Source organism: Desulfosalsimonas sp. (genome assembly GCF_046483245.1).
Lineage (GTDB): Bacteria > Desulfobacterota > Desulfobacteria > Desulfobacterales > Desulfosalsimonadaceae > Desulfosalsimonas.
This window is the reverse complement of sequence record NZ_JAWODO010000050.1, coordinates 1-20,148: the sequence shown is the minus strand read 5'-3', so window position 1 is coordinate 20,148 and position 20,148 is coordinate 1. Positions and strand designations below refer to the sequence as shown.

At 55.0% G+C, this 20,148-nt stretch carries 13 protein-coding genes; 5 read left to right on the top strand and 8 right to left on the bottom strand.

Going from position 1 to position 20,148, the window contains the following annotated elements:
- From acsC to R6U41_RS05215, 8 genes are all read right to left on the bottom strand, one after another.
- The coding region (acsC, locus tag R6U41_RS05250; RefSeq protein ID WP_410268783.1) for an acetyl-CoA decarbonylase/synthase complex subunit gamma at nt 1-1,072 on the bottom strand (1,072 nt) is incomplete at its 3' end.
- 88 nt (nt 1,073-1,160) lie between these two features.
- Nucleotides 1,161-3,395: an acetyl-CoA decarbonylase/synthase complex subunit alpha/beta gene (gene acsB / locus R6U41_RS05245; protein ID WP_410268782.1), complete on the bottom strand. Its 2,235-nt coding sequence runs from the start codon at nt 3,393-3,395 to the stop codon at nt 1,161-1,163.
- Between the two features lie 91 nt (nt 3,396-3,486).
- On the bottom strand, nt 3,487-5,517 hold the full coding sequence (gene cooS / locus R6U41_RS05240; RefSeq protein WP_410268781.1) for an anaerobic carbon-monoxide dehydrogenase catalytic subunit: 2,031 nt from the start codon (nt 5,515-5,517) through the stop codon (nt 3,487-3,489).
- Between the two features lie 131 nt (nt 5,518-5,648).
- Nucleotides 5,649-7,223 carry an acetyl-CoA decarbonylase/synthase complex subunit delta gene (locus tag R6U41_RS05235; protein ID WP_410268780.1) on the bottom strand — a complete coding sequence of 525 codons (1,575 nt, stop codon included), beginning with the start codon at nt 7,221-7,223 and terminating at the stop codon, nt 5,649-5,651.
- A 298-nt stretch (nt 7,224-7,521) separates the two neighbouring features.
- Nucleotides 7,522-9,474: an ASKHA domain-containing protein gene (locus R6U41_RS05230; protein ID WP_410268779.1), complete on the bottom strand. Its 1,953-nt coding sequence runs from the start codon at nt 9,472-9,474 to the stop codon at nt 7,522-7,524.
- A 122-nt stretch (nt 9,475-9,596) separates the two neighbouring features.
- Nucleotides 9,597-11,777: a ferrous iron transport protein B gene (gene feoB, locus R6U41_RS05225; RefSeq protein WP_410268778.1), complete on the bottom strand. Its 2,181-nt coding sequence runs from the start codon at nt 11,775-11,777 to the stop codon at nt 9,597-9,599.
- Nucleotides 11,770-12,009, bottom strand: coding sequence for a ferrous iron transport protein A (locus tag R6U41_RS05220; protein ID WP_410268777.1), 240 nt, complete (start codon nt 12,007-12,009; stop codon nt 11,770-11,772). Before R6U41_RS05220 ends, feoB begins: the two co-directional genes overlap by 8 nt.
- An 85-nt stretch (nt 12,010-12,094) precedes the next feature.
- The gene (locus R6U41_RS05215; protein ID WP_410268776.1) at nt 12,095-12,811 is read right to left on the bottom strand and encodes a transcriptional repressor; all 717 of its coding nucleotides are present in this window, start codon (nt 12,809-12,811) and stop codon (nt 12,095-12,097) included.
- A gap of 295 nt (nt 12,812-13,106) precedes the next feature.
- Here R6U41_RS05215 and moaA point away from each other — a divergent pair, with 295 nt between their 5' ends.
- The 5 genes from moaA to R6U41_RS05190 form a co-directional block, all read left to right on the top strand.
- The gene (gene moaA, locus R6U41_RS05210) at nt 13,107-14,108 is read left to right on the top strand and encodes a GTP 3',8-cyclase MoaA (protein WP_410268775.1); all 1,002 of its coding nucleotides are present in this window, start codon (nt 13,107-13,109) and stop codon (nt 14,106-14,108) included.
- 299 nt (nt 14,109-14,407) lie between these two features.
- Nucleotides 14,408-15,001: a TetR/AcrR family transcriptional regulator gene (locus R6U41_RS05205; protein ID WP_410268774.1), complete on the top strand. Its 594-nt coding sequence runs from the start codon at nt 14,408-14,410 to the stop codon at nt 14,999-15,001.
- A 57-nt stretch (nt 15,002-15,058) separates the two neighbouring features.
- Complete coding sequence (locus tag R6U41_RS05200; RefSeq protein ID WP_410268773.1) at nt 15,059-16,429, top strand: TolC family protein; 1,371 nt, start codon at nt 15,059-15,061, stop codon at nt 16,427-16,429.
- Nucleotides 16,416-17,534 carry an efflux RND transporter periplasmic adaptor subunit gene (locus R6U41_RS05195; protein ID WP_410268772.1) on the top strand — a complete coding sequence of 373 codons (1,119 nt, stop codon included), beginning with the start codon at nt 16,416-16,418 and terminating at the stop codon, nt 17,532-17,534. The genes R6U41_RS05200 and R6U41_RS05195 overlap by 14 nt, the downstream gene beginning before the upstream one ends.
- A 68-nt stretch (nt 17,535-17,602) precedes the next feature.
- A partial coding sequence (locus R6U41_RS05190) for an efflux RND transporter permease subunit (protein ID WP_410268771.1) occupies nt 17,603-20,148 on the top strand: 2,546 nt, incomplete at its 3' end.

Here is a 20,148-nt window from a genome sequence, read left to right as displayed (position 1 = left end):
CTTCAATTTCGCCGGAGACAATAAAATAGGTCAAAGCAAAGTTGGTGGTAATCAGCACCGGTGAATTCTCGTCCGGGTTGCCGATGGGGTAGATGTCTTCCACCACTGTCATGGGCCGCTGCGGGTCAGTGAAAATATTGAGCCTTTCGAGCAGCAGGGCAAACAGGGATTCACTGGTAAAATCCGACATGACGCAAATGGCGCCGTACTTGGCGATAAACATGGAGGCCACAAGCGTTTCCATGTCCAGATTAGCAGCCATTTCGCACGGAAAGACAATGGTGGGATACCCAACCGAGCGATTGCTCTTTTTCAGGGCTGCCCGGCGAATGTTGACCTGGTCTTCATAGGCCTTTTTGACATCCCTGGATCCGGAATCAATGACGATCTTTTTAAACCCTTCCTCCCGAAGCTTGTCGGTCATCTCCATAAGGCCTTCCACGGAATCGGCCTTGATGGTCAGGGGCAGATCGTTTTCTTTTGCCAGTGCGGAGAAATCGTCAAAATTATCCTTGGTGGCTGCATAAATCAGGGGATTTTTAAACTTGCAGGCCTCCACGCCAGCCTTCATCACATCCAGATTTTCCGACATCAGGATGAGATTGAATTCCGAATTTTCAGCAATTTTTTTGGCCTTGGCGGCAAATGCGTCAGCATCGCCGTTGGCGTCTTCCAGGGCCACAAGCTCGGGCCGCAGGGTAAAGCCCACACGCTCGAACTGGAAGGCGTTCCATACCTTGAGTTTCTGGTCCAGTTCCTTGTCATCCATGTCTGACTTGATCTTGCCGGCCAGTGCAGTGGGATTGAAAAAGGTTTTTTCGTGGCGGTACTGAACGGTTTCTCCGCCCACGGTTCTTGCCCGGACCCCTTTGCCGATCTGAACCGGCAGAATCGGGGGGGCCGATGCTTCGGCCAGCTGCTCGCGAGCTTCGTCAGATACATACGGGCAGCTGTCGAGTTCGGCTTTTCCGGAAGCAAGGTTCATTGCAAAGGCAAGACACGTGGGAGCCCCGCATTCCTTGCAGTTGGTCTGCGGCAGCAGCTTAAATATCTGAATTCCGGTGAGTGCCATTTTTTTCTCCTCGCTTTACGCTATCCTGTCATTATAACCGAATCAGAACCGGGCCGCTGCCTGCGGCCCGGTTCCTTGTCTGCTGTCATCAACCCACGACGGATTCCAGCTTCAGCGCCGGATGATCCTTTTCCTTGAGGAATTCCATGACTTCCTCTTCCGTGGTGCCAACGGTCTCATCTGCGATCTTGTCATAAAAGTCCGGAAGACCCAGTTCCTTGGCCCGGGAATCAATCCGGTCCTTGATCTCTTCTTTGAGCATCTTGGGCATCCAGACGATTCTGAGCAGTCCGCCTTCGTCCATATCCGGCGGACCGTCGCCGCGGATGAACTTGCGCTGGGTGATGTTGAACTTGGAATGCCCCACAAAACCCGGGGACTTGGCACCGCCGCCCATGACACCGGCCAGCGTGGTAAACTTCATACCACAAGGGGTATCGCCGGTGTATTCCCGGTTGACCGTCATAACGCCGTTACAGGTGGGCAGCACCGCAGCGATGCACTCGCAGCAGCCGCAGGTGGTCATGGGATCATAAACGATGGAGTAGAAGTTGTAGCCTTCCACCGCACCGCGGGATGCCTGCTTGACAAACTCATTGACCCCTTTCCACTGCCCCAGGCGCGGATCAATCACTTCACCCTTTTTAATGGGCTGGTTGGGGCCTGTGGGGTTAATCTCGTAGGAGGCCTTGCAGTCCATCCAGTTATAGGCGCCGCACAGACCGGTCCGTTCCGGGGATACCGAGCAGACATGGTTGGGGGCAAAGGACTGGCACAGGGTACAGGAGTAGTAAATTTCCACATCCTCGTCCTTCATGTTCTCCACCCGCTCATCGCGCTGCTTGTACTCGGCCTTGGCCCGCTCGGTCATCTTTGCCACATCGTCCTTTTTGGTATACAGGGTCACCTGAATCTTATCGAGGACCTTGCCGAAATCCTGGTGCATCTTGGCATGCAGGACCACGCCGATGTCCTTTAAGGTAAAGCCTTTTTCCACGGCGGCCTTGCTCACCCGGATCCAGGAAATGTCGCGCTGACCGATATGCATCACGCCCTGGATATAGTTGATCAGGTGGTGGATCTGGCGTTCCAGGATGGGCTCAAAGTCCGCCTGGAACTCCCGGCCGGCGATCTGGACGTAAATGCCCAGCGGCAGGGTGTCGCCTTCGCTGATATCCGGGACATCCTTGCCAACGACCTCAACCTTGCCGTCTTCGATCTCCTTCATGTCGGCCATTTTCGCCAACTCGGTGCACTGTGTCTTGCCGCCGCCCATCTGGGAGTGCAGGTCTTTTCCGCGCACCCGCTCGCCCTCGTAGGCCGGACCGAAGGAACAGGGGATATCGATCTGGGATACCTGCACTTTCAGGCCGCGGACTTCCACGGAGCGCTGAACGATCTCGTCATGGGGAACATTGGCCACCACATGCTCGTAGGTGCAAATGCCGGTGGGCAGAATTTCCGGGATATCCGTGTCTGCCAGGGTGGGAAAACCCCAGTTGACGCATCCAGCCGCTGCCACGCCCCATTCGGTTCCAATATCGCCCAGTGCGTTGACAAATGCAAAGATCCGGTCTTTGTTGTACTTGAGAATCTTTTTGTAGTCGCCCGGCTGCAGACCGCCAAAGGCCAAGGCCGCACGGTTGGCAAACCCGAGGGCGAAGACCGCAGAAGAAATATCCGGCCCAAAGGGCACGATACGGGTATTCCACCCTACCTGAACGTCGGCTTCCAGGAGCTGGTCAATAATGGAAATACCGCGGTGCTGGGCCGCGCAGAAGATATAGAGATTGCGTTTCTGGTATTCTTCCACGATATTCTTGGCGATCTCCGGGCTCGGGGCCGCGCCCACGATGGCGGCAAAACCCGGGGCAGAGCCGTCGACAAATTCCACGCCGCGTTTGCGAAGCACAACATCATCTGCCGGGCCCAGCCAGATTTTGCCGTTTTCAATATCCGGATCTTCATGCGGATAGTAGAAATCCGGGTCCTTGACGATCCGCAGAGCTTCACGGATTTCATAAGCCAGGATGGCGGCCATGCCCGCATCCAGCAAGGGGCCGAGAAACGGCAAATGATGCTTGCCCTTGATATGCGGCGGCAGCAGTTTGCGGGCAAATTCCAGCGGTTTTCTCATGTCCTCCAGTGTTTCCACCTTCAGCCCGGTCAGAGAATAGATGACCGGCAGAAAATACCCGGTATTGGGAAATTCCACCTTGGTGGAGGCGTCATAGGACTGCAGGGTTTTCTCCAGTTCCCCTTCCACCTGGGAGACAACTTTATAGCCGCCCTGAATGGCAGCAAATGCGATCAGTTTAGACATACGGTCCTCCTTCGTTGAGGATTTGGTGTTGCTTCGTCATCAAAAATATCTTTTGAGATCAAGTCTCTTATATCCGTCATCCCAAAGCCTTTTATGCTTCGAGCTTCTGGCGATCGGCCATGTCCATAAGCACCCGCTCCCGGGCCTTGTCAATGCCTAGGGCCTTGCGCTTGGAGTCGATATGGGCGATCATCTTGTGGGCGTGCTTGATCGGGTCAATCTCAAGATCCCACATGCCGCCGTACATCTTTTCCATTTCCTTGAACAGGAAGTCCTGGAAAACCGGGGCGCCGGTTGTGGGGAAGGTGACGCCAAACACCGTGTAAACACCCGAGGCCACAAAGTACTGACCAATGGAGATGGCCTTTTCACTCATCCATTCCGGGGCGCTTCCGGCTGCAGGCAGTTCGGAGATATCATTGCCCAGACCGCCGGCATTGACCACTTCTGTGGCTGCCAGCAGAATCCGGCTGTTGTCCACGCAGGAGCCCAGGTGGAGGACCGGCGGAATACCGACTGTCTCGCAGACCTCGGCCAGGCCGGCACCGCAGTAAACACCTGCTGCCTCAGGAGTGAGCAGGCCTTCCATGGCGCAGGCAATGCCGTTGCAGCCGGTGGTCAGCACGATCACGTCGTTTTTAATCAGTTCCTTGACAACCTGGATATGGCCCTCGTTGTGACGGGTCCGGGCGTTGTTGCAGCCAACCACGCCGGCAATGCCGCGGATCCGGCCGTTGATGATGTTGTCGTTTAAGGTGTAGTAGTCTCCCCGGAAGGTTCCGCCCAGATGGTACTGGATGGATTCCACGCCGAATCCGGCGATCTGGGTGGCTTTCTGGCGCGGGATCATCACTTCGGAGCCGCGGTTTTCAAAGTTGTCAATGGCCATTTTCACAATGCGCTTGGCATCTTCCATGGCATAATGCTCGTCAAACTCAATGTGAATGACATTGTCCTGCTCCATTTTGGCAATGGGATGGGTGGTGATCAGCTTGGTGTGAAAGCATTTGGATACATTTGCCAAGTTTTGCATGATGCACTGGATATCGACTACCATGGCGTCACAGGCACCGGTGATAATGGCCAGTTCCTGCTGCAGGAAGGTGGCTACCGGCGGAATTCCGTGGCGCTGGAGGATTTCGTTGGCCGTGCAGCAGATGCCGCTGAGCTGGATGCCCTTGGCGCCTTTTTGCTTGGCATAATCGAGCATTTCCTTGGACTGGGAGGCGGCCACAATCATTTCGGAAAGGATCGGTTCATGGCCGTGGACAATCAGGTTGACATGATCTTCTTTCATCACGCCCAAGTTGGCCTCGGACTGCAGCGGATACGGTGTGCCAAACAGGATATCCTGCAGGTCAGTGGCCAGCATGGAGCCGCCCCATCCGTCGGCAATGGCAGCACGAACACCCTGTTTCATCAGGTTGCGGTAATCCTGATCCACGCCGATATGGGTCCGGTGCATGATCTCCACGATTTCCCGGTCGATGTTTCTGGGCTTGACACCCCATTTTTCCCATTTTTCATAAAGGGCCTGGGGGGCACGCTTAAGATAAAGCACCTCGCCGTCGGGCTTGCCCCATTCGGCCATGGCCATTTCACCAACTTCCACCGCGACTTCATCAAGATCCCGGTCCTTGGTTTCCCCGTCGACTTCCACGGTAGTGGCCACGCCCAGAGCTTCAGCCACCTGAAGCAGTTTCACCGGATCCTTGATCTTGTAGTCATCGCTTTCTTTCCGGGCGGCGGTCAGAAAGACTTCAGCCACTCCCCGGCCGTGGTCGGAGTGGGCAGCCGCGCCGCCGGCGATCATCCGGATAAAGTTTCTGGCGGCAATGGTATTGGCCGTTGCCCCGCATAGGCCTTTTCGGGTATCCTCGCCCTCGATGCCGCTTTTGGGCAGCGGCAGCCGGCAGGGACCCATGCCGCAATTCTTGCAGCAGGTACCCTGGGAACCGATGTTACAGGGTTTCATGGTTTCGGCACGGTCAAAAACCGTTTCAACACCGAGTTTCTGGGCGCGAGCAATCAGTTGCTGGGATGCAACATCAATGGTCGCTGCAATCGGATCAGCTAGTTTTTCCTTTTTCGGAGCAGCTTTTTTTTCTTTTTCTTCTGCCATTAGAGGTTCCTCCTCTTGTTGCTTTTAAATTCGGCAAGTATGCATGTCGCGCCGGTGTCGGGCATATCAGCGGGTCTTTCCGCCATGGCGCAAGATGTATTGGATGCCTTTGAATACCATATTTTATATCTTCAGACTTTCCGGTGAATCCGGTCCAGTCTTTCCACAATTTTATCCAGGTGGGATTTCTGTTCCGCTGCCGGGGTCAGGGCTTCGGGTTTTTCTGCTGCGGCCTCGCGCTTCTTGTGAAGCTGCTCGCGCTCCTTGGCCCGTTTTTCGCGCAGTTTTCTTTCTTCCTCCTCCCGATTGGCCCGTTCCTCGGCCTCGGCGTTTTTCCTGGCCTCTTCTTCAGCCTTGGCCTTGGCTTCGGCATCGGCCTTGGCCTTGGCTTCGGCTTCCTGTTTTGCCTTGGCTTCAGCCTCGGCCTTTTTCTTGGCGTCTTCTTCCGCCTTGGCCTTGGCTTCGGCCTCTGCTTTGGCCTTGGCTTCCGGATCCTCTGCCGGCTTGGCGGCCTTTTCCTCGGCTGTGGGCTTGGCCTCTTCGGCCTTTGGCTCGGCCTTCTTTTCTGCCTTCTTGGGCTCAGCCTTCTTTTCTTCCTTCTTCGGTGCAGCCTTCTTTTCTTCCTTCTTGGGGGCGGCTTTCTTGGGGGCGGCCTTCTTTTCCTCTTCGATCTTCAAATCCGGCTCAGGCGACATTGAGGCATAATCAATGTCCACGTCAGCCAACTGCTTTTCGATGGGAGCCACGTCACTGGCGGATCCGCCTTCCATAATCAGGTCGATGAAGCTTTTGACCATGCGAATGGCCTCTGGATGCCGCATAATCAGAATGTCAGAGCCAGCCATCAGGTAGGTGACCGCGCCCACGGCTTCCATGAGAATGCCCCGGCGTTCCGGGTCACCCAGCTCAGGTGCATCGTCGGCTTTCTGATTGGCTTCCTTGCAGCGCCAGACTTCGTTTCCGAGGTTGTTGACAATGGGATACTGCAGCTTGTCATCACCTTGCAGCAGGGCTGCCATGCGGATACGCTCCATGACGGAATAGGAATACTCCATGCCGTAGCCCAGACCACCGGTAGTGGGATCGATAAGGATACGATCATTGGGAACGCCCAGGTTTTCCAACAAAATATTGACCTGCTTGGCCAAGTTGACGTCAATGGGTGAAGAGGAAATAATTGTATGGCCAAAACCCATTGCGCTTGCACCAATACCTTTGTGATTGTCGTCTTCCACCGGTCCAAAAACAAGGTTTTTGCCCTCGCAGGCCTCAGAGACCTTTTTGAGCACTTCCTCGTCTTTCTGCACATTGGTGGTGCCCCAAAGAATCAGCGGCACGTCAATGGCTTCGAGAATGCTTTTGACTTTTTTCACGATTTCATCGGGGCTGGCATCGGTCCCGTTGGGATCGGCGCTTTTGAGCTGCAATACAATCATCTCCGCCCCGTACTGTTCCACGCATTTTTTGGCCCATGCCGCAGGATCACCCAGTACGTCCTCAAAGGGTTTTTTGGCCGCCTCTGACCAGTCTGTCGGCTCCATGTCCCAGATTTCCATTGCAATCTTGGGCTTATTGGGCATCTCCCCTTCGAACTTATAAAGCGGGAGACAGCTTTCGCCACCGACTGTTACGGCCTTTTCGCCTTTGCCGAGAGTGATCGGCCTGATGCTGCCTGCATAGGATTCTTTAAAGATTTCGAAGCCCAATGTTACCTCCTTATTCTTAAGCGATTTCAGTTGAAGCGGTATCCATTTACAATCTAATCACGATTTCGATTTATTACTGCAAAACAGACAAAGCCTGCCCGGCTCCTCTGTGTGATCGCCGGCTGCGCAATTGAGCCGATATCCTGCTTTGTTGCGCAGGCAACACCCGGTGCCAGAATGCACGCGTCACCTTTTCATTTATACAGTTTTAAAAGATAAATTTAATATCAAAAAAAAACGTTTTGTCAATCATTATACAAGCAATTTTGTGGGCAAAACAGCAGCCATGCCTCCCTGATCAGTCCCCGAGCTGCCGGTGCCGTTCATCCATCCGCTTCTTTAATTTTGGAAACAGGTTCTGTTCCGTATGAGGTAGAAACAGTGCCGCAATATAATTGTCCATGAAGGACTGGGTTTCCGAAAGTTCAAAATTGGTCATCCGGTTGACCGTGGCCACCACGTCACGCCGGATGCTGTTGGTCAGCGCACTCATCCGGGCGCCCATGAGCGATCCGTTTCCGATAAAGGTAACTTTTTCCGGGTCGATTTCCGGCAGCAGACCGATGGTCATGGTTTTTTCCAGATCAATATAGCTGCCGAAGCCACCGGCCATGATAATGCGGTCCAAATCGTTGATCGACAGGCCCACCTCAGACAGAAGGGTCCGGCACCCGCTGTAGATCGCGCCCTTGGCGCGAATCAAGTTGTCGATATCAATTTCGGTGAGCACCAAGTCCCTGTCAATTCCAGAGACATCCTGCCAGGCCAGAACATATTCATACACCCCGTCGACTTCCCGGATACGGTCTGTTTCCAGGTCCCGGTTAAATTTGCCCCGGTTGTCGATAATGCTCATTTCGAACATGGTGGCCACACAGGTGATCAGGCCACTGCCGCAGATGCCTTTGGGCCGGACATTGCCGATGGTAACATTCATGGGCTCCAGGGTCGCCGGATCAACGGAGAAGTCCTCGATAGCGCCTTCCGAGGCCCGCATGCCCAGCTTGATACCGCCGCCCTCAAAGGCCGGGCCTGCCGAGCAGGCTGCGCAAACCATCCAGTCCTTGTTGCCGATGACCACCTCGGCGTTGGTGCCGATATCCATGTACAGGGTCAGTTCCTCGTCCTGATACATCCCGGAACCCATGACACCGGCCACAATATCTCCGCCCACGTAGCTTGAGACCTGGGGATAGACCAGGGCCATGACATGATCCGGCACCTCCAGGCCGATCTCCACGGCCTTGAAGGCCGGATAAATGTTGGCAGCCGGGACATAAGGCGACCGGCGGATGTATCTGGGATTGACCTTTAAAAACAGCTGGGTCATGGTGGTGTTGCCGGCAAACGTGATCGTGGAGATCTCGTCTGCATCAATGCCGGATTTTTTGATGATTTTGCCGATCACGGAATTAATCGTGGATATGACAAGGGAGTGGAGTTTTTCCAGCCCGTCTCCTTTTTCCGCATACACAATGCGGCTGATGATATCCTCGCCGTAGCTGATCTGGGAATTAAAATCCCCGTACTGCGCCAGGACCTCGCCGGAAATCAGATCAATGACCTGGCCGTAGATGCTTGTTGTGCCGATATCCACGGCAATGGCAAAATTGCGCTCTGTTGTATCGCCGGCATGAACACTGATGATTCTGTTTTTGCCGTCTTCGCGCACCGGCCGGGCAATGGTGGTGGTGACCTTGAAATCCGCCTCGCGCACCACGTCCGGAACTTTGCGGATCACCGACAAATCCAACTCCATGCGGTGTTCGTTGTGATCCTTGTGCAGGGCCTGAACCAATCGGGTGACGTCGGCCTCATTGTCGGTTCCCTCGGGCACGGGCATTTCCACGTAAACCTTGTCCACGGCCGGAACAAACATGCCCTTTTCTTTGAGATCCTCTAAATTCAGCTGCTTGATCCGCGCGGTTTTTCGGGCCGTGGCCTGCAGGTTCAGCACCTTGGCGTCAATGTAGGATTCCGTGGGGACCCGTACGGTCAGGTCGCTTCTGACCTTTGACAGGCACGCCAAGCGGTAGCCCTTTTCCTGATCCTGCTGACTTAACTGCTCGGAAACCCCGCCTTCGACCTCACCGCTTTCAATGATCACCCGGCATTTGCCGCAGACGCCTTCCCCTCCGCAGGAGGCATTGATGTGAACGCCCGCATCCATGGCCGCCCGGATCAGGCTCTGGCCTTCTTCCACGATAATTTCCTTGTCGTGCGGCTGAAACGATACTTTATATTGTGTCATAACCTCTCCCATAATGGTGTCGGTTTTTACTTCAATTCAGTCCTTGTTTACACATAACCCATGAGCAACCATCCGCGCAAGGATTTTGAGCATTAACCCAAAATCAGCACCACTTTTCCCGATTACCCAATCAATAACCCGCCCCCCTGGTAAACAACAAACGAAGCCATCCATGCCACCGCCGTGGTGTAAGCCACACTCAGAAACGCCCACCGGACCGAACCGGTCTCCCTGGCAATGGCGGCAACAGTGGCCAGGCAGGGGATATAGAGAAGGACAAAAACCATCAGGGACAATGCGGAAAGCGGAGTCATCCCGGAACTTTGCAGTGCCCGGCGCAGGGCCTCGGAATCGGTTTCCCCGTCCACGGCATACAAAACCCCCAGGGTGCTGACCACGATTTCCTTGGCCACAAAACCGGTGAGAATCGCCACACTGCCGCGCCACTCAATGCCGATGGGCTCAAAAACCGGGCTCATCACCTGACCGATGCGGCCAAGGTAGGATTTTTCGGCATGTTCCACCTGTTTTTCCCGCCGGAGACGATCGATTTGTTGCTGCTGCTCCTGTTTGAGGCCTTGCTTCTGCTGCGGGGCGGCATCGGCGATCTGCTCCGCATATTGCTGGTTTACCGCCTGGATCCGGGCCTGGTAGTTCACGTCATAATCGATGTTTTTCGGATAGGCGGACAAAACCCATATGACGATGGATCCCACAAGGATAATGCCGCCCATTTTCTTTAAAAACATCTTGGCCCGGTCCCACATGTGAATCAGCAGGCTTTTAAGCATGGGCACCCGGTAGGGCGGCAATTCCATGACAAAGGGGGCATCGGCTCCGGTGAGCAAAAAACTCCGCAAAAGCCGGCCGGTTAAAATGGCCACGGCAATGCCGGCGAGATACAACAGAAATATCATGGTGCCGGCGTGGGCGGCAAAAAAGGTGCCGGCCAGGACGATATAAACCGGAAGCCGGGCCGAGCAGGACATAAAAGGGGTGATCATCACTGTTAGAATGCGGTCCTTGGGACTTTCCAAGGTCCGGGCCGCCATAATCGCCGGCACATTGCAGCCGAATCCCATGAGCATGGGGATAAACGACTTGCCGTGAAGCCCGATCAAATGCATGATCCGGTCCATTAAAAACGCGGCGCGCGCCATGTAGCCGGTATCCTCAAAAAGCGCAATGCAAAAAAACAACAGCAAAATATTGGGCAGAAAAACCAGCACGCTGCCCACCCCGGCAATGACCCCGTCAAGCAGAAAACTTTTCACCACTCCCGGCGGCAACATTGCATCGAGCCCGCCGGAAAGCATCCCGATTCCGGCTTCCAGCCACTCCATGGGATACGCGCCAAGGGTAAAGGTGACCTGAAACATTGCCCAGATAAAAAAAATAAAAATGGGAAAGCCCAGAAACCGGTTGGTCAGCACCATGTCTATATTGCGGGAAATATCCACCCGCCGGCGGGTGGAGGCAATCATCACCTCCTTGATAATACCGGCGATAAACCCGTAGCGCTCGTCTGTGAGTACAATTTCGGGCTCTTCGTGGAACAGGTCAGCCAGCCTGGCCCGAAGCCGGCCGGCAATCTCCATGAGCTCACGGCTGTCTTTGCCCAGAAGTTCATCCAGCCGTTGCCGGATAATGGTATCGTCTTCCAGCAGCTTGACGGCTGTCCATCGCCGGTCATAAGGGAAATCCGGCCCGGTGCATTCTTCGATTGCAGCCCGAAGCTCGGCAATGGCCTTTTCTATATCCTTTGAGTAGCGAACTTTCCGGGTTTCCGGGATACAGACGTCGGTTTGCGCTGATTCCACGGCGGTCTTCATCAGCTCGTCGAGCCCCTGCCCCTTGTTGCCTACGGTAAACACCACGGGCACGCCCAGCAGTTCGGAAAGTTTGGCCGCATCGATTTTATATCCCCTGGCGAGGGCCAAGTCGGCCATGTTTAGGGCAAAAATCACCTTGCAGTTCAATTCCCGGAGCTGATTGGCCAGATACAAGCTGCGCTCCAGGTTGGAGGCGTCGATGATGTCGATGACCACATCCGGATTTTCATCCAGTATGTAGTTGCGTGCGACGATTTCTTCAATGGAAAAAGGGGTAAGACTGTAAGTACCGGGCAAATCGACAATTTTTAAATGATAGCCGAATTTTTCAACATCGCCTTCCTTTTTTTCCACAGTCACCCCCGGCCAGTTGCCCACTTTCTGGCGCGTTCCGGTGAGATGATTAAAAATGGTGGTTTTGCCTGAATTGGGATTTCCGGTAAGGGCGATTCGTATATTTTTTTCAGCCATGGTCCGCCTCCAGTGGTTCCACGGTAATGGCCATGGCCTCCTTTACACGCAAAGAAACATGCATCCCCCGGGTGGTCAGCTCAAGGGGATCACGCAATGGCGCATATTTTTCAATATAAAATTTTGAGTCCCGGGTCAGGCCCATTTCCAGTATCCGCCGCCGCAGGCGCATATCTCCGCCCACGGATACAATCCTTCCGGACTGTCCCTCTCTCATTTCGCTCAAACGCATGCCGGCATTTTCTCCATTCTATCGCATTGCCCGGGCCAAATCCAGTTTTTGCTCAGGCCATTGGGGTTGGTATCAGGTTCATCAATTATCGGGCGGCATCTGCGCCCTGCCCGGTATTTTTTCCGGCCTCCGGCTCCACGATAATTTTGCCGGCCAGGCCCCGGCCAAGCACGTAACGCTGGTTGCCCGCTGCCACCACCACTTGGCCCCGGCCGTAATTGGTAATAATTTCTACATGGTCATCAACGCGCAGTCCCATGCTCATCAGGCGCAGTCTGGAACTGCTGCCGCCGGTCAATTCCGTGATCACCACCCGCTCTCCGGGTTTGGCCGCATACAGCGGCATCTGGTGCATCCGCTGCTGCATGCAGTCGGAACAAATGCCGTACATTTCCAGGCGATGCTGCAGCAGATGAAATCCGTACGAGTGGGCCACTTCCTGCTGCAGCGCTTCTATATGCTGATTTTCAAACTCTATGACCCGGCCGCACTTGGTACATATCATGTGATCGTGATGATGGCCCAGGTGCCGGTGTTCATACTGTGCTTCTCCGTTTTGAAAACGGTTTTTCTGGGCAAATCCGAACCGGCACATCAGCTCCAGGGTTTCGGTGACAAAATTTTCGGAAAACGGATCTCCGTATTGCTCCTGCAGCTTTTGTTCAAGCAGTCCGGCGGTGACGTGGCCTTCAATCTGCAAAAACGCGTCAAGAATCTGCAGGCGTTTATCAAGATGATCAATCTGCTCCTGGCGAAACAATTTTTCAAACTGCTGTCGCTCGTATTTGTGAACATGTGCCATCGGGGGGGTCCTTGCCAATATGTTTTCGTTGAAACCAACGCCAAATTCAAAAACTTTCCATTAATATAATCCGGTCGACATTGTCAATACTGCCAAACATTTTTCATTGGTACAATAATAAGTTCCCTGATCCCAAAGTAAAGACGGATTTTTCATGGACCTGCCTGAAGAATATGGTATAGTTGCCTGCCAGAAAGACGCTCTGGCGCAAATACAATCAAACCGGCCCGGTTTCGGAAAAGTCTTTCCGGCCCGGCAGGCCGGACTCAATTTTAGCCATACGACAATTTTACTTATGCACAACTCATTGCCCAAACACACCCTGGTCGATTCTTATCACCGCCATATCAACTATTTGCGGATCTCCATCACTGACCGATGCAACCTGCGCTGCTGTTACTGCGCGCCGGGCTGGCCCATTGAAAAGATGCCCCATGAATCCATTCTGCGCTACGAGGAGATCCTCCGCGTTGTCCGGGTCGGGGTCCGCCTCGGCATTGTCAAGGCACGCGTTACGGGCGGCGAACCTTTCGTACGCAAGGGCTGCTGCGATTTTCTCGAAGAACTGACCCGAATGCCGGGTTTGTCCGACATTTCCGTGACGACCAACGGGGTAATGTTAAAGCGGCATCTGCCCAGACTCCGGGAAATAGGCATCCAGCGGCTCAACATCAGTTTGGATACCCTGCAGCCGGAAAAATACAAGCAGATTACCGGCGTGAACGCTTTTGACAGGGTATGGCAAAGCATTGAGACGGCCCTGGACATGGGATTCGCCCCGGTAAAAATCAACGCGGTGGCCTTAAACGGCGTCAACGACGATGAGCTCACCGAGCTTGCCCGACTGACATATGCGTACCCCGTGCATGTGCGCTTCATTGAGCAGATGCCTTTCGGGGAAACCTCCTTTTCCGATCATGCCCCTCTGCTGGCACCCGAAATCCACAACCGCCTCCAGAGTGTTGCGCCGCTGGAACCGATAAACCGGCAGCAAAATGACGGACCGGCCAGGCGGTACCGGTTTGCCGGGGCATTGGGTGAAATCGGCCTGATCACTGCCGTGAGCCGGCATTTCTGCCGGGAATGCAACCGGCTGCGCCTTACAGCCGACGGCCGTCTGCGCGCCTGCCTGCTTTCCAACCAAACCACGGATATCAAAACCGCCCTGCGGAACAAGGCTTCCGACAAAACCCTGTCCGGCATTTTTCTCGCAGCCGTGGCCAGCAAGCCCGAGCAGCACAATCTCCAGACCCGGCAAGTCACCGGCCTCAGCCGCATGAACACCATCGGCGGATAATTCCGGTTCCGGAATCTTGATGGCGCCGTAAAAAGTCCAATATCTGCGTTACGCGCAATTTCTCAGAATTTCACGTACGGATAAGTACGCTGCATTCTTCGAAATTGCGCAAGCCTTGATCTTGAACTTTTTACGGCGCCATCTGAAATCAGACTTTTTACGGTGCCATCAATTTTCGGGCTGAAAAAATAACACTAAAAAAAACTGATTGACAACTCACTCAGTTTCTGAAAAAAATCAAATCTCCGTTTGCATGGAATAAAAAATTCAAATCCGCCGCAACCCAAAGAGGCGAACCCGTGGGCCGTAAACAGGCAATTATTGAATCCGCCACCAGACTTTTTGCACAAAAAGGTTTTGCCGAAACCTCCACGGCAGAAATCGCCGAAGATGCCGGCGTGGCTCATGGCACCCTGTTTTATCATTTCAAAAACAAGCGGGGCATTATCCATGAAATATTTTCCATCGCCGGCGAGGTTTACCTGCGCAGCCTGAAGAAAGTGCTTTGCCGGCAGGCCACCGGCATGGCAAAAATCGAGGCCCTGATCCGGTTTAACGAAAACTACAGCCGGGACCACATTCAGCAGATCCGGATATTCCAGCGGTTTTTCCCGGACCCGGCAGATGATTGCGACCCGGAAAAAATGCTGCTGGACTCCCTTAAGCAGCAGGTGATGAGCCTTATCAAAGAAAGCCTGGAAACCGGTGTTTGCGACGGAAGCATCGCCTCTGTGGACATCGATAAAACCGCAGCCGTGATCCACAGCCTGATTTTCGGCATCACCCACATGAATCTCATGGAATCTGCTGACACCCCCAAGCTTACACAAGGAGCCATTGCTTTTTGCCGGCGGGCGCTTACCCCCGGCGGACAAGACTGCCAAACGGTTTAATATCACTTTAAAACAGGTAACAAATAGAACAAGGACAATGACATGCAGGGGCAATCCATGAAAAAAACCGGCCTTATTTTCACGGTGGCAGCTGTGATGCTCATGCTGACTTGCGGCATGGCAAAAGCCAGGCAGACCGCTTCGGCTGCCCCCGGGCAAACCCAGGGCTTAACCCTTGAGCAGGCATTTCAAACCGCATTAAAGGAAAATGAACAGGTGGGCATTTCCCGCCAGGACCTGGTCAACGCCAGAACCGATATCACCTCGGCCACTTCCAATCTCTATCCCCAGCTCAGCCTGCGCGGGGCCCACAACCGGCAAAAGGATTCGGATCTGGGCAGATCATCGGCGGGCGGAGGATTTTCCTCGCTGTCATCCCCCGACAACTATAACACTTTGACCCTGCAGCTCGATCAGCACATCTATCAGTGGGGAAAGGTCTGGAGCGCCAGAAAAATCGCCGAACACTATTATGACGGTTCCAGATTCCGCCACTTGAGAAGGGTTCAGGAAATTTTGTACCAGGTCAGTGTCCAGTATTACGAGGCGCTGCTGGGACGAAGGGCCATTGAAATCGCCGAAAATGCATTAAAAAGGGCTGTTCAGCAGCTGGACCGGGCCGAGGCCCAATTCCAGGTAGGTATATTGACCCAAACCGATGTGCTGCGCGCCGAAGTCCAGGTGGCCCAGAGCCGGGAGCAGCTGGAGCGTGCCAAAAATCAGCATGACATTGCCCTGGAACGCCTGGCCCTGGAAATGGGGATCGACTCCATTCCCGGGCCCATCCAGGAACCTTCTGAACGTTCATTTGGGTCAGCGCCGATTTCAGAATTGTTTGCCAGGGCCATGGCCAACCGGCCGGATTTTGACCAGGCCGCCCGGGAGCTGCAGGCTTCTGATGAGCGGGTGGATTATGAAAAGGCCGACTATTTCCCGAACCTGAGCCTGAATGCCCAGTACGTCCGCACCGATGAAGAAGACCTGTTTTACGGTGAGCACGATGACTGGAACGCCAGCCTGGTGCTTTCCTACCCCCTGTTTACCGGCTGGCAGACCACTGCCGAGGTCGACCGCGCCCGCTCGGAGAAAAGCCAGGCCCAATTCAGCCTCAGCCGACTGCGTAAAGAGATCCGAAACCAGGTGCGTAGTGTCTATCTCGACATTAAAACCCAGCAGAAAGTCATTGATCAGCTCAAACGGCAGGTACGCTCTGCAACGCGCAATTATGAGCAGGTCTCTGCCCAGTTCGAGGAAGGACTGGTGACAGCCGTGGACCAGGTGGATGCATTTACCGCGTTAAATGAAGCGGAAAACCGCCTTGCCCAGGCCTATTACACCTATCAACTGGACCTGATCCGGCTGGATCTGGCAACCGGAACATTTCAAAGCGATCTGCTGGAAAAGGAGATTCTCAATGAAAACGGATAGAGCAGACAGGCGGCGGGCCCGCGGCACGGCTCCGGGACTTGCGGCCCTGATCCTGGCACTGCTGCTGGTATGGGGCTGCGGCGCCGATGACAGCGAAAAGGACGGGCAGCAGGACAAGGAGTCTGAATCATGCGTCAGCGTGGACCGGACCAAAGTGGAAACAGCCGATCTTGAGGAAATCATCGGCGGCATCGGCAGCATCGAGGCATTTCAGAGCGTGCAGGTATACCCGGAAATCAGCGGTATCATCGAAACCGTGGAGTTTGAAGAAGGCGCGCGGGTGGAAAAGGGACAGCTGCTTTTCACCATTGATGACGCCAAGATCCGCGCCGAACTCGATGCCCGGCAGGCCGCCCTGGAAGAGACCCGGGCCAACCTGGAAAACGCCCGCTTGGTGTTCCAGCGCCGCCAACGGCTCTATGAGCAGAAACTGGGCACCGAGGAAGCCCGTGATGAAGCGCGCACCCGGTATCAGGCCCTGACCGCCCAAGTCAAACGCATTCAGGCTGAAATCGAAAACATCCGGGAAACACTGAAAGACACCAAAATCCGGGCGCCGTTTGACGGGTTTGCAGGCGCCCATCACGTGGATGCCGGACAGCTTGTCGACACCGAGACCCAACTGACCGCTGTTGTCCAGGTGGACCGTTTAAAAATCCGCTTCACCGTGCCGGAGCGCCACATGGGAAGGGTCGGCGTTGGCCAGCAAATCCGCATCAGTGCACCGGCTTATCCGGAGAAAAAATTCCCCGGCACGATTGATTTCATCGACCCGCAAATTGATCCCGGCACCCGGAGCCTGAGAATCCAGGCACATGCCGAAAACCCCAAAAACCTGCTGCGGCCGGGCGGATTTGCATCCGTGGAGCTCATCTCCGGGACCCGGGAAGGGGTGCTTACCATCCCGGAAGAAGGCTTGATCCCCACGCGATCGGGCTATATGGTCTTTGTTATTGAAAACGGTCGCGCCAAAGGCCGGGAAGTGGAAATCGGACTGCGCAGGCCCGGCATTGTTGAGATCACAAGCGGATTGGAAGAAGGCGAAACCATTGTCCGGGCCGGCCATATCTCCTTGTACGAAGGAGCTCAAGTTTGCCCGGAATAAACCCGGAGTGTTGCGATTTAATTTTGTCCGGGTTTGACCGGACACGAATATAAGGTATTTGACCGATTATGATCTGGAATCTATGCATCCGCAGACCCGTATTGACCACGGTCCTGTTTTTGGTGATTTTCATTTTCGGGTTGTTTGGCTACAACCAGATGCCGGTGCGGGAATATCCGGACGTGGAGTTTCCCATTGTCAACGTCAGCGCAGTGCTGCCCGGAGCCGACCCCGAAGTCATTGAAACCGAGGTGGTCGAACCCCTTGAAGAACAGCTAAACACCATTGAGGGCGTCAAGGAGATCAAGTCCACCAGCCGGGAACAGGTGGGGGTGGTCACCGTGGAATTTGAACTCTACCGCGACATTGACCTGGCTGCCCAGGATGTGCGCGACCGGGTCACCCGCGCCAGACCGGATATGGCCGATGACATTGAGGAGCCGGTGATCCGCAAGGTTGACCCGGATGCCCAGGCAGTAATGTGGATTTCCCTGCGGGGAGATAAACGCTGGGACCCTGTGAGCATGACCGAGTATGCTGACACGGTGATCAAAAACCGCCTGGAACGGCTCCCCGGGGTGGGGCAGATTTTTATCGGCGGTGAGCGCAAGTACGCCGTGCGTATCCGCCTGGACCCCGACAAACTGGCGGGCCACAACCTCACCCCCCGGGAGGTGGTGGAAAAAATCCAGGCCCAAAATGTGGATATCCCGTCCGGGCGGATTGAAAGCAAACAGCGCGAGTTTCTGATCAAAACCGAAGGCCGGTTTGCCGACGCCGAGCCCTTCAACGACATTATCATCACCCATCGAAACGGCTCCCCCGTGCGCCTGGCAGACGTGGGCGAAGCAGTGGACGGGGTGGAAAACGACCGCAATGTGGCCCGCTACAATACCGAACCCTCCGTGGGCCTGGGCGTGGTCAAGCAGTCCGATGCCAACCTGGTGGAGGTGGTTGAGCGGGTAAGGCGGGAAATGAAGTCTGTTGAAAAAGACTTTCTGCCTGGACTGCGGTATCAGGTGGCATCGGATGACTCTGAGTTTGTCAGTGAGAACATCAACGACCTGATCACCACCATTTTTATTGCCACAGCCCTGGTGGCCGTGGTGATCCTGTTTTTTCTCGGAACCATCCGCGGGACCGTGATTGCCGCCATCACCATACCCACCTCCCTTCTGGCGGGCATGGCAGTAATTTTCTACCTGGGATTTTCATTAAACGTGCTCTCACTTCTGGCCCTGATTCTGGTGGTGGGTTTAGTGGTCGATGACGCCATTGTTGTGCTGGAAAGCTGCTACCGGCACATGGAGCAGGGCGCGGACGCCAAGCCCGCGGCCCGCACCGGAACAACGGAAATCGCCTTTGCCGCCATCGCCAACACCCTGGCCCTGCTGTCGGTCTTTATTCCGGTGGCCTTTATGCCGGGGATGATCGGCCGGTTCTTTTTCGAGTTCGGCCTCACGGTTGCGGTAACCGTTCTGGCCTCCACGTTTACAGCCCTGACACTGACGCCCATGCTGTGCTCCCGGTATCTCAAGGCGCCGGCCGCCTACGCCAGACGGCCGGTGGTGTTTCGCTTTACTGAAGTTTTTTTCAAAAGCCTGGAAAAGCTCTACAACCCGCTTCTCAATGCCGCACTCAGACAGCGGGCCGTGACCGTGGTCGTTGCGGTGCTGGCCCTGGGGGTGGGTTTTTTCTTTCTCACCCGCCTGGAATCTGAATTTGTACCTAGCTCAGACGAAGGCCAGTTCATGATCGCCTATGAAACCGTGGAAGGCGCCACCCTGACCAACACAGACCGCTACGGAAAGCAGATCGAAGAGATACTCTCCGGCATTGAGGAAATCCGCTCCTTTTTCATGGCCATCGGCATGGCCAGGACCGGGCCGGGCAAGGTCAACGAGGGCATGGTGTTTGTGCGCCTGACCCACTATTCCGAAAGAGACCGCAATCAGCAGGCTATCATGGCCGAAGTGCGGGATAAAATGGGCCGCCTCACCGGCGTTCGCGGCTATGCCATTGAAGGCGGTGGCCCGGTGGGCGCCGAAGCCCCCCTGCAGGTGGTGCTCACCCATCAGGACATTGAAAAACTGGCCGGGGCCCAGGAACAGGTCATGAACTGGATGCGCTCCCAGCCCGATTTTGCCGGGGTGCGCGCGGACATGAAACTCAACAAGCCCGAAGTGCAGACCTGGGTCAACCGGCAGCAGGCCGAGGAAATGGGAATTACCGTGGCGGAGATCGCCAACACCCTGCGATTTGTTTTTGGCGAGCCCGATATCACGGAAATCGAACGACAGGGCGAACGCTATGACGTGATCACGGAAATCGCCGAAAGGGAAAACATCCCGGATGCAATCAATCGCATTTATCTGCGTAACCAGGACGGACAGATGGTCAACATGGCCCACCTGGTGGAACTGGAAGAAGGCTCCGGCCCCAGCGAAATCCATCACTTCAACCGGGCCCGGGCCACCACCATCAGCTCGGATCTGCCCCCGGGCGTGCCCCTGGGGCGCGCGCTTTCCAAGGTGGAAAACTATATTGACACCGAGGTGCCGGCTGAGTTTGACAGCACCATCACCGGTCAGTCCCGGGACTTCCGGGAATCGTT